Annotated in this window: 14 protein-coding genes and 1 pseudogene; 5 read left to right on the top strand and 10 right to left on the bottom strand. The window is 64.0% G+C overall.

The window, feature by feature from the left end; translation table 11 throughout:
• Positions 1–62: 62 nt before the first annotated feature.
• The 5 genes from AC1Z3O_RS11060 to AC1Z3O_RS11040 all read left to right on the top strand — a co-directional run bounded on the left by AC1Z3O_RS11060 (position 63) and on the right by AC1Z3O_RS11040 (position 5,443).
• Positions 63–461 (top strand): hypothetical protein, encoded by a 399-nt coding sequence (locus AC1Z3O_RS11060; RefSeq protein WP_483515762.1) that lies wholly within the window; start codon positions 63–65, stop codon positions 459–461.
• A gap of 24 nt (positions 462–485) precedes the next feature.
• Complete coding sequence (locus tag AC1Z3O_RS11055; RefSeq protein ID WP_483515761.1) at positions 486–887, top strand: hypothetical protein; 402 nt, start codon at positions 486–488, stop codon at positions 885–887.
• A gap of 966 nt (positions 888–1,853) precedes the next feature.
• A complete protein-coding gene (locus tag AC1Z3O_RS11050; protein WP_483515760.1) occupies positions 1,854–2,837 on the top strand; it encodes a Bug family tripartite tricarboxylate transporter substrate binding protein in 984 nt (327 codons plus the stop codon).
• Between the two features lie 117 nt (positions 2,838–2,954).
• Entirely contained in the window at positions 2,955–3,881 is a 927-nt protein-coding gene (locus tag AC1Z3O_RS11045) for an HpcH/HpaI aldolase/citrate lyase family protein (RefSeq protein ID WP_483515759.1), read from the top strand.
• On the top strand, positions 3,881–5,443 hold the full coding sequence (locus tag AC1Z3O_RS11040; protein WP_483515758.1) for an AMP-binding protein: 1,563 nt from the start codon (positions 3,881–3,883) through the stop codon (positions 5,441–5,443). The genes AC1Z3O_RS11045 and AC1Z3O_RS11040 overlap by 1 nt, the downstream gene beginning before the upstream one ends.
• Positions 5,444–5,524: 81 nt before the next feature.
• Here AC1Z3O_RS11040 and AC1Z3O_RS11035 read toward each other — a convergent pair whose 3' ends face one another.
• The 10 genes and pseudogenes from AC1Z3O_RS11035 to AC1Z3O_RS10990 all read right to left on the bottom strand — a co-directional run bounded on the left by AC1Z3O_RS11035 (position 5,525) and on the right by AC1Z3O_RS10990 (position 16,822).
• Positions 5,525–6,745: a CaiB/BaiF CoA transferase family protein gene (locus AC1Z3O_RS11035; RefSeq protein ID WP_483517582.1), complete on the bottom strand. Its 1,221-nt coding sequence runs from the start codon at positions 6,743–6,745 to the stop codon at positions 5,525–5,527.
• A 179-nt stretch (positions 6,746–6,924) separates the two neighbouring features.
• Positions 6,925–7,563: a MarR family winged helix-turn-helix transcriptional regulator gene (locus tag AC1Z3O_RS11030; protein WP_483515757.1), complete on the bottom strand. Its 639-nt coding sequence runs from the start codon at positions 7,561–7,563 to the stop codon at positions 6,925–6,927.
• Positions 7,564–7,749: 186 nt separating this feature from the next.
• Positions 7,750–8,682 carry a 3,5-dioxohexanoate:acetyl-CoA acetone transferase gene (kce, locus tag AC1Z3O_RS11025; RefSeq protein ID WP_483515756.1) on the bottom strand — a complete coding sequence of 311 codons (933 nt, stop codon included), beginning with the start codon at positions 8,680–8,682 and terminating at the stop codon, positions 7,750–7,752.
• Positions 8,683–8,749: 67 nt separating this feature from the next.
• Positions 8,750–9,917 (bottom strand): annotated as a pseudogene (locus tag AC1Z3O_RS11020) (acyl-CoA dehydrogenase family protein).
• 122 nt (positions 9,918–10,039) lie between these two features.
• The gene (locus AC1Z3O_RS11015) at positions 10,040–10,897 is read right to left on the bottom strand and encodes a MaoC family dehydratase (protein ID WP_483515755.1); all 858 of its coding nucleotides are present in this window, start codon (positions 10,895–10,897) and stop codon (positions 10,040–10,042) included.
• 11 nt (positions 10,898–10,908) lie between these two features.
• Positions 10,909–11,961 (bottom strand): NADP-dependent oxidoreductase, encoded by a 1,053-nt coding sequence (locus AC1Z3O_RS11010; RefSeq protein WP_483515754.1) that lies wholly within the window; start codon positions 11,959–11,961, stop codon positions 10,909–10,911.
• 33 nt (positions 11,962–11,994) lie between these two features.
• A complete protein-coding gene (locus AC1Z3O_RS11005) occupies positions 11,995–13,152 on the bottom strand; it encodes an acyl-CoA dehydrogenase family protein (protein ID WP_483515753.1) in 1,158 nt (385 codons plus the stop codon).
• Between the two features lie 97 nt (positions 13,153–13,249).
• On the bottom strand, positions 13,250–14,809 hold the full coding sequence (locus AC1Z3O_RS11000) for a fatty acid--CoA ligase (protein ID WP_483517581.1): 1,560 nt from the start codon (positions 14,807–14,809) through the stop codon (positions 13,250–13,252).
• Between the two features lie 33 nt (positions 14,810–14,842).
• Positions 14,843–15,808, bottom strand: a complete 966-nt coding sequence (locus AC1Z3O_RS10995) for a Bug family tripartite tricarboxylate transporter substrate binding protein (RefSeq protein WP_483515752.1) — start codon at positions 15,806–15,808, stop codon at positions 14,843–14,845.
• A 114-nt stretch (positions 15,809–15,922) separates the two neighbouring features.
• Positions 15,923–16,822 carry an SDR family oxidoreductase gene (locus tag AC1Z3O_RS10990; protein ID WP_483515751.1) on the bottom strand — a complete coding sequence of 300 codons (900 nt, stop codon included), beginning with the start codon at positions 16,820–16,822 and terminating at the stop codon, positions 15,923–15,925.

Below are 16,822 nucleotides of genomic sequence, written 5' to 3'. Positions count from 1 at the left end.
TTGCGTCCGAATTGTCGCCCTAAACTGGTCTTGGGGCAGGCGCCCGCATTTCGCTTTCTCCCATGCTTACCTTTCACACCATGCTTGTCGGAGGCAAGGCCGGCGAGACAATACGCTTTGAGGCAAGCGGCAAGTACGCTCAGTGCCGCTTGCGTGCCTATTACCGTGGTCAAGTCCTCGAGGCGACCGCAATAGACTTCTTTGATGCACTGTGTCAAATCCGGGACAGACTGACATCAGAGGGGCTGTGTCCGCTCTGCCATGGCGCGAGTCTCGACGTGCATCCGATCGGCCATCCACACAAACTGAATAGCGGATTGCTGGCCTACCGCCTCTCTATGGGCCAGCCAGTGTCGGAGTTCGATGTCGTGGAAACGTTTGGCTGCGAGACTGCGATAAAGCTTTCAACGGTGGCAGAGCAACGCGACTACTATGCCCAATGGCTCCAGTCCACCGGGTGATGCGGCCAATCAAGGGGATTTGCAATGACCTACCTGACGGTGCCATTGAGTGGAGGCGAGGAGGCGGAACTGATACGGTTTGAAGCGAGCGAGGAACCCGAGGTCTTTCGGCTGTGCGCGACCTATCGCGATCAGGTCATTGACGTGATGGCTGCGAATTACTTTGATGCTCTGTGCCGAGTCCGCGAAATCATGGCGTTATCCGGGTTCAGCCCCGTGTGCTACGGAGCGAGCTTGGATGTGTATTATCCTCATGGCGCCGCGGAGCTCGGCAAGGGCTTGTATGTGTACCAACTCACCATGGGACAGCAAGTCACCCTGGTCGACACAGTGGAGACCTTTGCCACTGGCCCTGACGTCTGCCCGACGTCGGTGGTGGAGCAGAAGAAATACTACCAACAATGGCTCTTGAGCTTGAAAGGATAGCGATCTTATCTAGGTTGCAACATCCAGGTGGCGCTTTCCAATGGCGCTGCAACGACTTCCGAGCGGGCTACTTCGACTATATCGTCCACCTCCAAGCCTTCGGCATAGGGAACCGATTCCTCGCCGCGTGCGATATAGAAAATCGTTCCGCGCCAGCTCCCCGGCGTGGCCCCAGGACCAGTCAAGCGGATACTAAAAGTCACGTCCTGACCAAGCGCAAAAACGGTGACTGAGTCCCCGACTTCAAGGCTTGTGTCGTCATCGCACTCTCTGGTTTCGACCACGACTGGCCGCTGGGTATAGCCTCTGGCAAACACTGATAGCATTTTTCACCCCCACTGAGCTTTCCGCGAGCTGAAAAAAGATTGAAACGTTCACGGCAACAGTCGTGGACGGCTTGTTACGTGCGCGTTGACTTCAATGCGTCGAACTCGTTGCGCTGGAATGGCAAAGTGCAGGATGCCGGGAATGAGAAGGGGAAGGCCATCCACAAGCGCGAAGTCCTGCGTGTGCCGTGCAATGGATGTTTGGGATAGCTACGACGTGGCGCTCATCGCGGTCAGCGTGCAACAGCTTGCTTAAGCATAGGCGCAAAAAGCAGAAGCGCTAGCGTGGTGCGCGTTTCCCCCAGAGCGGTGCGCTTCGTTCCCTGCCATTGGACTGCGGCAACCGTTCTCGCCTGAGCAGATACAGTCCATCGTCGCCGCAACGGCGAAGTACAGGGACACCGAGCTCGTCAAGTACTGGGTCCCCGGCTAGGCCATCTCACGCGCGTGCGACACGTCAGAGGCGGGTTTTCGAGGGAGGCGACCTCGCCCTTCAGGTTGCGGTGCCAGTTCAACGACGTCAAGAGCCGGCGCGCCCGTCGACCGCGGGCCCCAGCAGCCAGTCTTCACAAGAAGACTTGATATATAGATTCGATAGCATATCATATGCATCAATATCAAATGGGCGGGAGACAACACAATGCATCGTCGATCATTGGTGGCACTTGCCATGCTGTTTGGCATGGCTGGCTTAGCCCACGGGCAGCAGGATCCGGCTTCCTATCCCACCAGGCCGATCCATTTCGTCATTCCCACCCCGCCCGGTGGTCCCAACGACGTAATAGGGCGCCTGATCGCGGATAGGCTCTCGCGGTCTCTCGGGCAGCCGGTGATCGTCGAGAACAAGCCGGGAGCGTCGCAGACCCTGGGCACGGCATTCGTCGCCAAGGCTAAGCCTGATGGCTACACCCTGCTTTTTACCTCCAGCACGCCGATCGTGATGGCGCCTTTCACCACCAAGAAGCTGCCATATGACTCTACTCGCGACCTAGTGGTGATATCTCATGTGGGTACCACGCCGCTTGTGCTGTATGCGAATGCCGCAACCGGCGCAAGGTCGATCAAAGACGTGATCAGGCTTGCCAAGGCGCAACCCGATGCGATCAGCTATGGATCCTATGGCAACGGGTCGGCCGCGCATCTATTGGGTGAGTACTTCAGCCGGCAGGCGGGCCTCAGGCTGGTCCACGTCCCTTACAAGGGCGTAGCGCCAGAGATCGCCGACCTCGTCGGGGGACAGGTCAACCTCGGCGTCGCTGACATTGGCGTGCCGGCGCCCTTCGTCAAGGCCGGCAAGCTGCGTGCCGTGGCCGTGGCGGGCGCCAGGCGTTCGGCGGTGCTGCCAGAGGTGCCGACATTCGCCGAGCAGGGTATCGCTGGCATGGAGCCGTTTACGGCTTGGTGGGGCATGTTTGCTCCCCATGGCACTCCCGCGCCGATTGTCGAAAGGCTGGCGGCGGAGGTAAGCAGGATCGTCAAGTCTCCTGATTTCGCTGCCCGGATGACCAGCTTTGGCGGGGAGCCAACCGGCCTTTCTGGCGGGGCTGCCGATGCCATCCTGCGTGAGGAGCTGTCGCACTGGCAGAAGATCGTCGCTGACCTGCCGGACATCAAGTTCGACTGAACGGTGGGCTCACATTCGTACCGCTGTCCTGCCAGGGCTGCGGGCATCCATGCTGGTGCGCGGGCCAAGCCATGCGCGCCTTCCATTTCCTCCCTTCGCCAAGAGCAAGCCAAGCCCATGTCCCATTCGCATCCTTCCTCTGCCCAACCGTCCCCGATCAATGCGCCGCTGCGCTCGCTGCTCTTCGTGCCTGGAGACAGCGAGCGCAAGCTGGCCAAGGCTGCCGATTCCCCCGCTGATGCACTGATCCTGGACCTCGAGGACGCGGTGGCGCCCTCTCGTACGGAGGTGGCGCGCGGCATGGTACTGGAATACCTGAAGAGCCGCCGTGACCGTTCGCGCCAGAAGTTGTGGGTGCGGATCAACCCGCTTGAAAGCGCCGCTGCGATGGCGGATCTAAAGGTGGTTGGCGGTGCGCCTGACGGCATCCTGCTGCCCAAGGTCGTGGGCCCGGCCGATGTCGCGCGGCTGTCGTACTGCCTGGATGCGCTGGAGGCGCGCGAAGGGCTGGAACCCGGTTCGATCAGGATCATGCCGGTGGCCACCGAGACGCCGCAGTCGCTGTTTGCTCTGGGGGGCTATGCCGGCTGTAGTGCCAGGCTCCACGGCCTGACGTGGGGCGCAGAGGACCTTGCCGCGGCACTGGGTGCCAGTGCCAATCGCGGCGAGCACGGTGAGTACGACACGGCTTACGCGCTGGCCAAGACGCTGTGCCTCGCGGGGGCCGCAGCGGCCAATGTCCAGCCTGTTGACACCATCTGGGCGAACTATGCCGACGATAGCGGCCTCGAGGCCGAAGCCCGGCAATCGCGCAGGGCCGGCTTCACCGGAAAGATCGCGATCCATCCCGGACAGGTGGAGACCATCAACCGTGCCTTCTTCCCGAGCGAGCAGGAGCTTGCCTGGTCCCGTCGCGTGGTGGAGCTGTTTGCATCGAACCCGGGACTGGGCACGGTCGGGCTCGACGGAAAGATGCTGGACATGCCGCACTTGAAACAAGCCCAGCGCGTACTGGAATTGGCCGCGCGCCTTGGGAGCCGGTGATGCCAAGACTGCACGAATGGGCGCAGCGCCAGCCCGGGAAGACGGCGATCCAGATGGCCGACGGCAGTGCCGCCGTGAGCTACCGCGAACTCGACGAACGGGCCGATCGCGCTGCACAGTGGCTGCTATCCCTGGGGCTGGAGCCTGGCGACACGGTGGCGCTGCTGCTGGAGAACCATGTCCGCAGTTTCGAACTTTGGTGGGCGGTCCGGCGCACCGGACTCTACTACGTCCCGATCAGCGTCCATCTTACCGCGCCGGAGGTCGCCTATATCCTGCGCGACAGCGGCGCCAAGGTCCTGGTGGCCAGCATGCAGACGCATTGGCTCGCGCTTCAGGCTGCCGGAATGCTATCGGCAACCGAGGTGCCGCACCGCTTGCTGGTGGACGGGGAGGGCGCGGGCTTTGCCTCATACGAGCAAGGGCTCGATGCCCCTCAATGCGTGTCGTCGCTCCCGCAGCGCCCCTGCGGCAGGGAGTTCATGTACTCGTCGGGCACCACGGGCTTTCCCAAGGGTATCCGCCGACCGCTGACGCCGTTCGACAAGCGCTTCGACCTGCCGCCGCTGGAAGTGCAACTGCGCACCATCTTTCACTTCGACCAGCGCTCGGTCTACCTCTCGGTGTCGCCGCTCTACCATGCGGTGGGGCGCTTCAACATCCGTGCGCTGGAATGTGGCGGCACCTGTGTCATCGTCGGCAAGTTCGATCCGGAGCAGGTACTGGCGGCCATCGAGCGCTACGGCGTCACGCACTCGCACTGGGTACCGACCATGCTGGTACGCATGCTGGCACTGCCGGAGGCGGTCCGGCAACGCTACGATGTGTCGACCATGGAGTGCGCAATCCACGCCGCGGCGCCATGCCCGGCACACGTCAAGCGCGCGATGATCGACTGGTGGGGGCCGGTCATCGAGGAGTACTACGGCGGATCCGAGAACGTCGGCGTCACGCATATCGGCACCCGGGATTGGCTGACCCATCCCGGCTCGGTGGGCCGTCCGATCTGCGGGGAGGTGCACATCATGTCGGAGGCGGATCCGGACGCCGAGTTGCCGCCGGGCGAGATCGGGCTGATCTTCTTCGAGGGCGGCGTCGGCTTCGCGTACCACAATGATGACGGCAAGACCCGCTCGGCCTTCAATGGGCAAGGCTGGGGTACTTACGGCGATCTTGGTCACGTCGATCAGGACGGCTATCTGTACATCAGCGATCGGCGTACGGACCTGATCATATCGGGCGGCGTCAACATCTATCCACGCGAGGTCGAGGACGTGCTGGCGACCCATCCGGCGGTTGCCGAATCGGCCGTTGTCGGCGTTCCCCATGCGGAGTTCGGACAGGAGGTCAGGGCCGTGATCCAGTTGAGGCAGCCAGAGCGCGCCGGGCCCGCGCTGGCCGATGAACTGATCAAGCTGTGCCGCAGGCACTTGTCCCACATCAAGTGCCCGCGCAGCGTCGACTTCGTCGTGGCGCTGCCGCGCAATGAGAATGGGAAGCTGCTTAAACGCGTGCTTCGCGACGGCTACGCGGCCATGAATGCGCAGCCGTCTGGTGGCTGAAGGCTGAGGGCGGCCGGCAACTTCCGGCCGGACATCGCCACCGTCCCGGTCCACGCCGGGACGGCGGTCCTTCCGCGGAGCCTATCCGGCATCCCGGAACTTGACGGTTCCCGACGCAGCCATCGTGTCGATCTCCAGCGCACTGTAACCGGCCTCCTGCAGGATTTCCCTTCCGTGCTGGCCTTGCAGCGGCGGCGGGCGGCGCAGCGTCGCACGCTCGCCGGCGAAGCGCAGCGGCTGCGCCACGGCCTTCAGCTCTCCGAGTTGCGGATGGCGATATTGGTACACCATCTGGCTGGCCATCGTATGCGGATGTTCCGACAATTCCCCCAGCGTATGCAGCGCAGAGCAGGGAATGCCCTCTGCGCCCAGGTCGTGCAGCCAGGCATCGCGGCCGCGTCTGGCGAGGACTTCCCTGACCACAGCGACGGTTTCGGCACGATGTGCCACACGGTCCGCGTTGGTTCGGAAGCGCGGGTCATCAGCCAGCGCGCCTAGGCCCGTCACCCGGCAGAATGCTTGCCACAGCGCATCGTTGGCGACGCCGAGGATCAAGGGGCGGTCCGCGGTGTCGAATGCCTCGTAGGGGCAGAGCGACTCATGCCCGGAGCCGGGCTTTTGCGGCTCGGTTCCGCGTTCCCAGTACCCCTGCAGGAAGTAGCCCAGAAAGGCCGTGGCGGAGTCGAACAGCGAGGCCTCTACGACCATGCCCGCGCCAGTGCGCACCCGCTCCAGCAACGCCGCCTGGATGCCGATGAGCGCATGCAGCCCGGTGGCTTGGTCGACGGGTGAAAAGGGGCTGCGTACCGGCGGGCCGCCGGGCTCGCCTGTCAGCGACAGCATGCCGCAGAAGGCCTGCAGGATGACGTCATAACCCTTGCCTTCGCGCATCGGGCCGACGGTGCCATATCCGGAAATATTGCAGTAGATGAGGCGCGGATTGATCGCGCGCAGGGCGGCGGCATCGACACCCAGGCGCTCCGCCACGCCGGGGCCGAAGCTGCAGATGGCCACGTCCGCGTCGCTGGCGAGCTTGTACACGATGGCTCGGCCCTCGGGGCGGCGCAGGTCCAGCGAGATGCTGCGCTTGTTACGGTTCGCACTGAGAAAGACGGTGCCAGTGGCGTCGTCGCCGTCACTGCTGCAGCGGAATGGCGGCCAGCCCCGCGTCTCGTCGCCGTCGTGCGTCTCCACCTTGATGACATCCGCGCCCATATCGCCCAGGTATTGGGCACACAATGGGCCTGCCAATACCTTGGACAAGTCCAAGACCTTCAATCCTTGCAGGGGTGTCACACTCATTGGGGCCGTCTCCGTTTTCGCTATGGTTGCCGAGGCGTGCCGCAAAGCTGCTACCGCCCGCAACCGCTATTCTTGTGTTCGATAATGAAGTATAAAATATGTATCAATACCAAATGGTCATGCGTGCGGAGTCCGCAGGTGCTGGTTCCGCAGCGGTCTACTAGATCCGCTGCGGTCTACTAGACGGATTCGGACGGTCCGTCGCCGTCGAATCCCTCTTCCCTCTTGATCGTCAGAAGATTGCGCTTGACCAGCATGAGCATGTCCGCCAGCGCATGCCGCTCCTTGTGGCTGAGGCCGTCGAGCATGCGCTCGCTCATTTCATTGCTCTTTACGCGCATTTCCGTGATGAGCCGAGTGCCCTTCGCGGAAAGATAGACGCGCTTGGCCCGCCGGTCGATCTCATCAGGCCGCCGCTCGATGAGGCCCGAGTTCTCGAGACGGTCCACCAGGCCGCCAAGGGCAGCCTTGCCAAGTTCCAGGACATTGGCCAGGTCGCTCTGGATCATGCCGTCATGGCGGGAAAGGTGGGCCAGCACCCACCACTGGGACCGCGTCACGCCAAGCGGCTTCATGAACTCATCGAAGACGTGGCGCCGCAGCCGCGAGACATCGTGCATCAGGAAGCCTAGGCGCTGGTCCCAGTTGTTGGCTTCCTTGGATCGGGCTGTCCGCGCAGTGTCGTTCCTGACGACTGCTGCCTCTTTGGCATGGTCCTCGCTGCCGTGCGGCGAGGAGGCTGCGGGGGCGGTCTTGCGCGCACGGCTGGCAGGCCTGGTGGCGGTTTGGAGGGCGGTCTTGCCCGGTGTCGTCTTCACAGCGATGCTCCAATCTGGCGTCGCCCCGCGCCCGGTCGGTGGCAAGCCGTTCGTTGACGCTTTGCGAGCGTTGATATGATGTGCAAGCATATCATATGTATTCGGGCGCATGGCGGCCCTCACCATCTTGGAACTGGGATCCCGGTCGTGGCCCCCTGTTGGCTGTCGACAAGAGACCACAGGCATTTAGAAGGCGACTTCGCGAGCCCCCTTCAACGCCAGGATTTCCCGCGCTTCATTGGGGGTCGCGATCTGCAGCCCGAGTCCTTCGAGGATCTCCCGCACTTTCTGCACCTGCTCGGCATTGGTCTTCGCCAACTGTCCGGCAGCGATCCAGAGGCTGTCCTCCAGGCCCACGCGGACGTGGCCACCCATCGATGCAGCCATTGCCGCGACCTTCATCTGATTGCGCCCTGCGCCCAGGACGGACCATCGGTAGTCTTTGCCGAAGAGGCGGTCGGCGGTCCGCTTCATGTGCATCACGTCTTCCGGATGCGCCCCGATTCCCCCCAGGATGCCGAATACTGTCTGTACGAAGAACGGTGGCTTCACCAGGCCGCGGTCGATGAAGTGCGCCAGGTTGTACAGGTGCGAAGTGTCGTAGCACTCGAACTCGTATCGCGTGCCACTGGCCGACAGGTCATGCAACGCGGTCTCGATGTCGCCGTAGGTGTTGCGGAAGATCAGGTCCTTGCTGCCTTCCAGATAGGGGCGCTCCCAATCGTGCTTGAATGACTGGTAGCGTTCAAGCATCGGGAACAGGCCGAAGTTCATCGAGCCCATGTTCATGGACGCCACCTCCGGCTGGAACACGAGCGCAGGCTGGATGCGCTCCTGCACGGGCATGTAGGGCGATCCACCGGTGGTCAGGTTGATCACGGCGTCGCAGCCTTGCTTGATGCGTGACAGGAAGGGCTGGAAGGCCTCCGGGCGCTGGTCCGGCTTGCCCGTTGCCGGGTCCCGTGCATGCAGGTGGATGATGGCGGCGCCAGCGTTCGCGGCGGCAATCGAGGACTGCGCGATCTCCTCCGGCGTGATCGGCAGATGGGGCGACATCGACGGCGTGTGGATGGCGCCGGTCACGGCGCAACTGATGATGACCTTCTGTTGATGCGGCATGCTGGTCTCCTGGATGAGTCGGGAAGGGTTGCGTCTGTCAAGCGTCCGGCGGCATTTCGCTCGATCCTCAATAGGACTTGGGCAAGCCAAGCACTTTTTCGGCGATGAAGCACAGGATCAGCTGCGGCGAGATCGGCGCAATGCGCGGCAGCATTGCCTCGCGCAGATAGCGCTCAACGTGATATTCCTTTGCATAGCCCATGCCGCCGTGGGTCAGCACGGCCGTCTCGCAGGCGCGGAAGCCGGCTTCCGCGCAGAAGAATTTGGCGGCATTGGCCTCGGCCCCGCAGGATTTGCCCTCGTCGTAGAGCCAGGCTGCGCGCTGGTAGAGCAGGGTGCCCGCCTCCAGTTCGACCCAGCGCTGTGCGAGCGGATGCTGCACCCCCTGGTTCTGGCCGATCGCCCGGTCGAATACCACTCGCTCGGAGGCATAGGTAGTTGCTCGCCGCAAGGCAGCCCGTCCCAGGCCGGTGGCTTCCGCCGCCAGCAGTACCCGTTCGGGGTTGAGTCCATGCAGGATGTATTCGAATCCGCGCCCTTCCTCGCCAATGCGGTCCTCCACCGGAATCTCGAGGCCATCGATGAACAATTGGTTGGAGTCCACTGCCTTGCGCCCCAGCTTCTCGATTTCGCGCACTTCGACCTTGCTGCGATCGAGATCGGTGTAAAAGAGGCTGAGTCCCTGGGAGGGTGATTTGACCTCCTCAATGGGGGTGGTCCGCGCCAGCAGCATGATCTTGTGCGCCACCTGGGCGGTGGATATCCATACCTTCTGGCCGTTCACCACATAGCGGTCGCCCTTGCGCACGGCCATGGTCTTGAGCTTGAGCGTGTTCAGCCCCGTATTGGGCTCGGTCACGCCGAAACAGGCCTTGGTCCGGCCTTCGATGATGGGCGGCAGCCAGCGCTTCCTCTGTTCATCGGTGCCGTGCACGACTACCGGGTGCAGCCCGAAGACATTCATATGGATGGCCGAGGCGCCGGACAGGCCAGCTCCGCATGCGGAAACCGTCTCCATCATCAGTGCGGCTTCGCTGATGCCCAGGCCGGCACCGCCGTACTCGGGCGGCATAGCCACGCCCAGCCATCCGGCCTTTGCCATGGCGGAATAGAAGTCCTCCGGGAAGCCGCCTTCGCGGTCCTTCCTTAGCCAGTATTCATCGTCGTACGGTCTGCAGATTTCTTCGACTGCCGAGCGGATGGCCAGCTTGATCATCGGTGAGAGAAAAGTTCATGGTTCGCCTTGCATGGGAGCTCGATGCGCGCTACGCACCGATGGAAGCGGTTCCGGCCGTCAGCTGGCGCGAGCCGCGAGCCGCGGTACAGTCGCGCGCCGCGCACTGCGCCGTACGGAGTTTCAGGAAGCAGTGATCTCGGCGCAGCCGTTGTTCAGGACGATCACATCCCGTTCGACCACCCGGGCGCGGAAGCTCACGACATTGCCGTCGCGCCAGTAGTCGGTCGCGATGGTCTCGCCGGGGTAGACCGGTGAGGAAAAGCGCAGGCGCAGGGATTTCAGCCGCTCCGGCTGGTCATCGCAGGCGGCCTGCAGTACGGCGCGCGTGGCGACGCCCAGCGAGCACAAGCCATGCAGGATCGGTCCCTCGAAGCCGGCCTTGCGCGCCATGGCAGGGTCTGCGTGAATGGGGTTGTAGTCGCCTGACAGCCGGTAGATCAGGGCCGCCTGGGGCAGCGTGGGCAGCACGCATTGACCGTCCGGTGCGCGCTCCGGCAGCGCATGCGGCACAGGTGCTGCAGTGGTGGTGCCGCCGCAGCCGCCATCGCCCCTTAGGAAATAGGTGGACGTGACCACGCTGACGAGCTCGGCTTTGCCTCGCTCGCGCAACTCTTTGCGCAGGAACAGCAGCGCGCCCTTGCCCGGTCCCTTGTCGACCACATCGATGATCTGGAACGTGCCGATGTAGGTCTTGTTCGCTTCGAGTTGCGCATGCATCTCGAAGCACTGCTCGCCGTGCAGCAACCTGACCCAGTCCACCTCCAGCTCGCGGTCCTGGATCCAGCCGCCCGGATGGGCGATGACATTGGCGAAGGCGGGAAAGACCTTGAGGCCCTGTTCATAGAGGTACTGCAGCTCGCGCGGGTCCTGGGGCCGGCTGCCCGCACCGATGCCGAGCGCGTAGAGGATGCAGTCGCGCGGGGTAAGCGTGTGCTCGATCGGCGCGAACTTGTGCGCCAGCAATTTTTCTAGGTTCACGGTATTGCCCTTCAAGCAGTGGTGGGTGTCGATTCGGTGGACGATGCGCCAGGCAAGCGGATCAGGCGCTTGCCGCTGTTCTGTCCGCGATAGAGGTCCGCAATGGAGCCGGGCGCATGCTCGATACCGTCGATGATTTCCTCGCGGTAGCGCAGGCTGCCGTCGCGCACCCAGCCGGCAAGGCGCGCCACCGCCTCCTCATAGCGATGTTCGTAGTCCCATACCAGGAAGCCCTGCATGCTCGCCGCCTTGTTAAGCAGGTGCCGCTCCGCCCTGGGGCCGACGGGCCAGGGGTCCCAGCTGCTGACCGAGGCGGTGCCGCACACCACGATGCGCGCTCCCTTGTTGACGAGCGCAAGCACTGCATCGGTGATGGGGCCGGCCGTGTTGTCATGGTAGATATCGACCCCGCGCGGGCACGCCGCAGCCAGTTGCGCCGTAAAGTCCGGCGCCTTGTAGTCGACGGCGGCATCGAAGCCGAATGTATCCAGGCAGGTCCTGACCTTCCCGGCACCGCCGGCAATGCCGACGGTCCTGCATCCGGCAAGTCTTGCGATTTGCCCCACAGCCGAGCCGACCGCGCCGGCGGCGGTGGACACCACCACGGTGTCGCCGGGGCGGGGCCGGCCGATCTCGGTCAGGGCGAAGTAGGCGGTGACGCCATTGATGCCGAGGACGCCGAGCGAAAGGGAGAGCGGCAGGTCCTTCTCCACCACCTTGCGGCGGATGGCGGCGGCAGTGGTCACGCTGTATTCCTGCCATCCCAGCATCCCCATCACCTTGTCGCCGACGGCGTAGCCGGGGTGGCGCGACACGACAACCTCGCCGGCGGCAAAGGCACGCATGACCTCGCCGATCTTCACGGCGTCGGAATAATTGGCTGCGGCATTGGCCCAGCCGCGCATGGCGGGTTCCACTGAGAGGTACGCATTCCGTACCAGGAGATCGCCAGGTGCCAATTCGGGTACGGGGCACTCGACGATTTCGAAATGCTCGGCCTGTGGGATGCCGTGCGGCCGGGATTTCAGCAAGACCTGCCGATTGACGAGAGGGGATTGGAACATGGTGTGTGGGCTCCGCTTCGCTGCATGTCGGCTTCAGGCGCGTGTGTTCCTGAACAGGTCGCGCGCGATGATCTGCTTCATGATCTCCATGGCGCCGCCCGCAATCTTGACGATGCGGGCATCCGCGTAGGCGCGGCATACCGGGAACTCCCACATATAGCCCCAGCCACCGTAAAGTTGCAGGCATTCGTCGACAACGCGGCAGTGCAGTTCGGAGAGCTGCATCTTGGCCGCCGCCGCGGTTACAGGATCCAGTTCACCACGCACCTGCAGTTCGATGCAGCGGTCGACGAAGACGCGTGCGGCGAGAGTGGCCGCGTGCAGTTCCGCCAGCTTGAACTGCGTGTTCTGAAAGTCAGCAAGCGTCTTGCCGAAGGCCCGGCGGCCGGCGGTGTACTCGACGGTTTGCGCGATGGTGACTTCCGCCACCACGCAGCTGCGCACCGCCTGCACCAGGCGCTCATGCGCCAGGTTGGCGGTGAGGTACTGGAACGCGGCATGTTCTTCGCCGATCCGGTTGGACACCGGCACCCGTACGTCATCGAGGAAGAGCTCGGAGGTATCCTGCGCGTGCAGTCCCAGCTTCTTCAGATTGCGTCCGCGCTTGAAGCCGGGGCGGTCGGTCTCGACCAGGATCAAGCTCAGCGCCTCGCGCGGGCGCTGCGGATCGCTTTTCACCGCCAACACGACGATGTCGCTGGTCTGGCCGTTTGAGATGTAAGTCTTCTGGCCATTGATGACGTATTCGTCGTTCTCGCGCCGAGCGCTCGTGCGGATGCCGCGCACGTCGCTGCCGGCGCCGGGTTCCGTGATACCCAGCGAGCCGATCACCTCCCCGGTGATCATCTTCGGCAACCACTTGCGCTTCAATTCCTCGCTGGCGAAGCGCTCGATGTAGGTTGCAACCATATCCGAGTGGATGTTGAAGCCAGGGCCGGTGATGCCGGCGCGCGCCATCTCCTCGATCACCACGCAGTTGAACAGGAAGTCGGACCCGGACCCGCCGTAGGCTTCGGCGACGTTGCAGCACAGTAGGCCGGCGTCCCCGGCCTTGCGCCACACGTTCCGTGGGACCAGGCCGGTTTCTTCCCACTCGGCGTGGTGGGGCTTGAGTTCGGTTTCGACGAAGCGCCGGACTGAATCGCGAAACAGCGCATGTTCTGCCGAAAAGAGGGTGCGTGGAATGGCCATCTTGTCTCCTGGTGCGGCCAGCGCGGCCGCAACTCAATTAGTGTTGGAAGGGATGGATGTGCGCGGCGCGCGCATCCATCTTTTGCTACCGTGTCGCTCATTCCCGCCGACCCGGGTTTGCGTAGCGACGCCGCAGCTCGCCCTTGACGACCTTGCCGGTGGAGTTGCGCGGTAAGGCATCGACGAAGTCGATCGATTTGGGTAGCTTGTAGCCACCGATGCGCTGGCGGGCCCAGCCGATCAGCTCGACCTCGGTGGCTTGCTGCCCCGGGCGAAGTTCGACAATGGCCTTGACGGCCTGACCCCACTTCTCTGAGGGAACGCCGATCACCGCCACATCGGAGACGGCGGGATGGCCGTAGAGGGCGTTTTCTACCTCGGCTGGATAGACGTTCTCGCCTCCGGTGATGATCATTTCCTTGAGCCGGTCGTGCACATAGAGATAGCCGTTCTCGTCCAGATGGCCGGCGTCGCCCGTGCGCAGCCAGCCGTCGGTGTCCAGCACCGCGGCGGTCTCATCGGGCAGGTTCGCGTAACCGGCCATGTTGGAGCTTGAGCGCGTGACGATCTCGCCTACCACGCCAGCCGGAGCACGCTGGCCGCTTGCGTCGAGAATGATGAGTTCCACGCCCGGCAGGGGCTTGCCGGCTGATTTCATGTGCGGTACCTCATCGAGCACGTGGTCATGCGGCGGCAGGGCGACGATCGCGCTGGTCGTCTCGGTCTGGCCGTAGGACTGGATGAAGCCGCAGCGCAGCGTCTGCATGGCTTGGCGCAGCAGATCGGATGGGATCGGCGAGGCGCCATAGTAGACGTAGGCAAGTGTGCTGAAATCCGCGCTGGTGGCGAACGGGTCTTGCAGCATCATCCGCAGAGCCGACGGCACCAGCGCGGTGCGCGAAACGCCGTGCGCCTGGATGGCTTCGATCGCCTCGGCCGGGGAGAACTCCCGCAGCACGACCTGCTTGCACCCCGGGAACAGTCCGCGCACGGCCTGCCCCATGCCGCCGATATGGAAAAGCGGGGTGGTGATCAGGGAGACGTCGTCTCGCGACCAGCGGTTCCACGCTGGCCAGTCGGCTGCCTCCAGCCCGGGAAGGCTGCGCAGATTGCGGTGCGTCAGCATGACGCCTTTGGGGCGGCCGGTGGTGCCCGACGTGTAGATCTGCAGTGCAACGTCCGAGGCACGGGCCGCGCGCGGCGGAGCGTCCGCCGGCTGGCCGTTGCGCCATGCGACGTAGTCCACCCAACCGGCGGGTGCATCGCCGTCCAGGCACAAGCGTGCGTGCAGGGACGGCACCTGATCCGCGAAGGACTGGACCAGACCGATGTATTCCGCGTCGGCAAGGATGATGGTCGTGGCGCAATCCCGCAGCATGAACGCGATCTCGGGCGGGGCCAGGCGCCAGTTGAGCGGCGTGAAGATCGCGCCAGCCCGTATGGTGCCGACGGCGGCCTCCAAGACCGTGTTGCTGTTCTTGCCGAGATAGGCCACCCGGGCGCCAGGTGTGATGCCTATTGCAGTAAGGCCGGCCGCTACGCGGCGGGCGCGCTCGTCCAGTTCGGCAAATGTGAGCGTCGAGGCGCCGCAAACGAAGGCGCTCGCCTCAGGTCGCGTGCGGGCGTGGTGCGCGACGGCATCCGCAAGCGTCAACATGTGCTCCGTGTCTGTCATGGTTGCCGCCTTCGCTTATTCCGGTTGTATGCCAAGGGCGCGCGCCGTCTCGGCCCACTTCGTGGTTTCACGCCGCACCCGCGCCGCCAGCTCCTCGGGCGTGGAACTGGCAGGCTCTGCGCCGATCCCGCGCAGCTTGGCCAGCACTATGGGGTCGCGCAGCGCAGCCGCCACCGCACTGTTTAGGCGGTTGATGACGGTTCTGGGCGTGCCGGCGGGTGCCATCAGTCCGCTCCACGCGATGGCGTCATAGCCGGGCAGGCCCGCTTCGGCCATCGTCGGCACGTCCGGGAGGATCGATGCCCGTCGCGGCATGGCGACCGCGAGCGCGCGGAAAGTGCCGTTTCTGATGTAAGGCCCCGCGGTGGGATAACCATCGAAGTTGATCTGCAGGCGGCCGCCGACCATATCGGTGAGCGCTTGCGCGGAGCCCTTGTAAGGAACGTGGACCGGCTCGGTGTGCGTCATCGCCTTGAACTGCTCCATCTGGAAATGGGTGATGCTGCCGGTTCCCACCGAGCCGTAGTTGATCTTGCCCGGCTTTGCCTTCAGGTAGGCAACCAGCTCTGCTACGGAGTGCACCGGCAGGTCGGCACGGACCACCAGGAAGATGGCCAGGTCCAGCACCTGCGAGATCGGCGCAAAGTCCTTGACCGGGTCGTAGTTGACCTTTGCGATCGCGGGCAGCATGGTGAAGGAGGAGCCAGCGAACAGCAGCGTATAGCCATCCGCAGGCGTCTTCGACACATAGTCCGAGGCGATCCCGGTGCCGGCGCCAGGCTTGTTCTCGATGATGATCGGCTGGCCGAGCTCGGTGCGCATCCTGTCGGCGAGCGTGCGCAGCGTGATGTCGGAGGACCCGCCCGGCGGGTAAGGGGCGATGATCCGTATCGGCTTCGTGGGGAAATCCTGCGCGGGCGCGCTGCCCGTCGCAATAGCTAGCGCGCACAGGAGCAGGAAGTGAGAGCGGCACTTCCACATGGCTGTCTCCTTTCTTTCGTAAGCGCTGGCACTGGAGCGGCTGCCGCGCCTGGACGTGTCGTCGGCCCGCCGCGGGGAAGGGGCGGGCAGATCCTTCTGCGAAGGCTCTCCTTCCTATACGTCGAGCCAGGTATCGCGATCGATGCCGGCGTTCTTCTTCGACGCCTGCGCGATCTCCGTGATCGGCCCGGCGAGTCCGGTCGGGTCCTTCGACGCCGGCGCCATGGCGCCGTGCTGCCAACTTTCCGCGACCGTATAGCCGAAGCCCCAGGCCTCGAAGACGCGCCCGCTGATGTGCCGCGATTGCGGGCTTGCCAGCCAGGTCACCAGTGCCGCGATCCACTCGGGATCGCGCCGCTCGAGTTCCTCCGGCGTCCAATCCCTCAAGCCGTCGGTCATGCGGGTGGTGGCGCGGGGCGCGATGGCGTTCACAGTGACACCGTAGCGCTGCAGCTCGCGGGCTGCCACCAGCGAGAAGCTGGCAATGCCGGCCTTGGCAGCCGCATAGTTGGCCTGCCCGACGTTGCAGAACAAGCCGGAATGCGAGGTGGTATTGATGACCCGCGCGTCGACTTCCTTGCCAATCTTGTTCAGTTGGCGCCAGTAGTTGGCGGCGTGGTGAGTGGGCGCGAACGTGCCCTTCAAGTGCACGTTGATTACGGAATCCCATTCCTGCTCTGTCATGTTGACCAGCATGCGGTCGCGCAGGATGCCCGCGTTGTTGATCAGGATATCCAGCCCGCCAAAGGTCTCGACGGCCTTGTCGATGACCGCCTTCGCCCCTTCCCAGGTGGCGACGTTCGAGGCATCCATCACGGCTTCTCCGCCGGCGGCCCGGATGGCTGACACGACCTCCTCGGCTGGCGTGGCATCGCGGCCAATGCCGTCCGCCGATGAGCCCAGGTCATTGACCACGACCTTGGCGCCGTGCCTTGCGAGCATCAGAGCATGGGCGCGGCCAAGCCCGCGTCCGGCGCCGGTCACCACTGCAATGCGGCCTTCGCAGAGTTTCAT

It is taken from the genome of Cupriavidus sp. 09_S30, from assembly GCF_056930435.1.
Note: the sequence above shows the minus strand (reverse complement) of the source record. Positions and strands in the feature narration are given on the sequence as shown.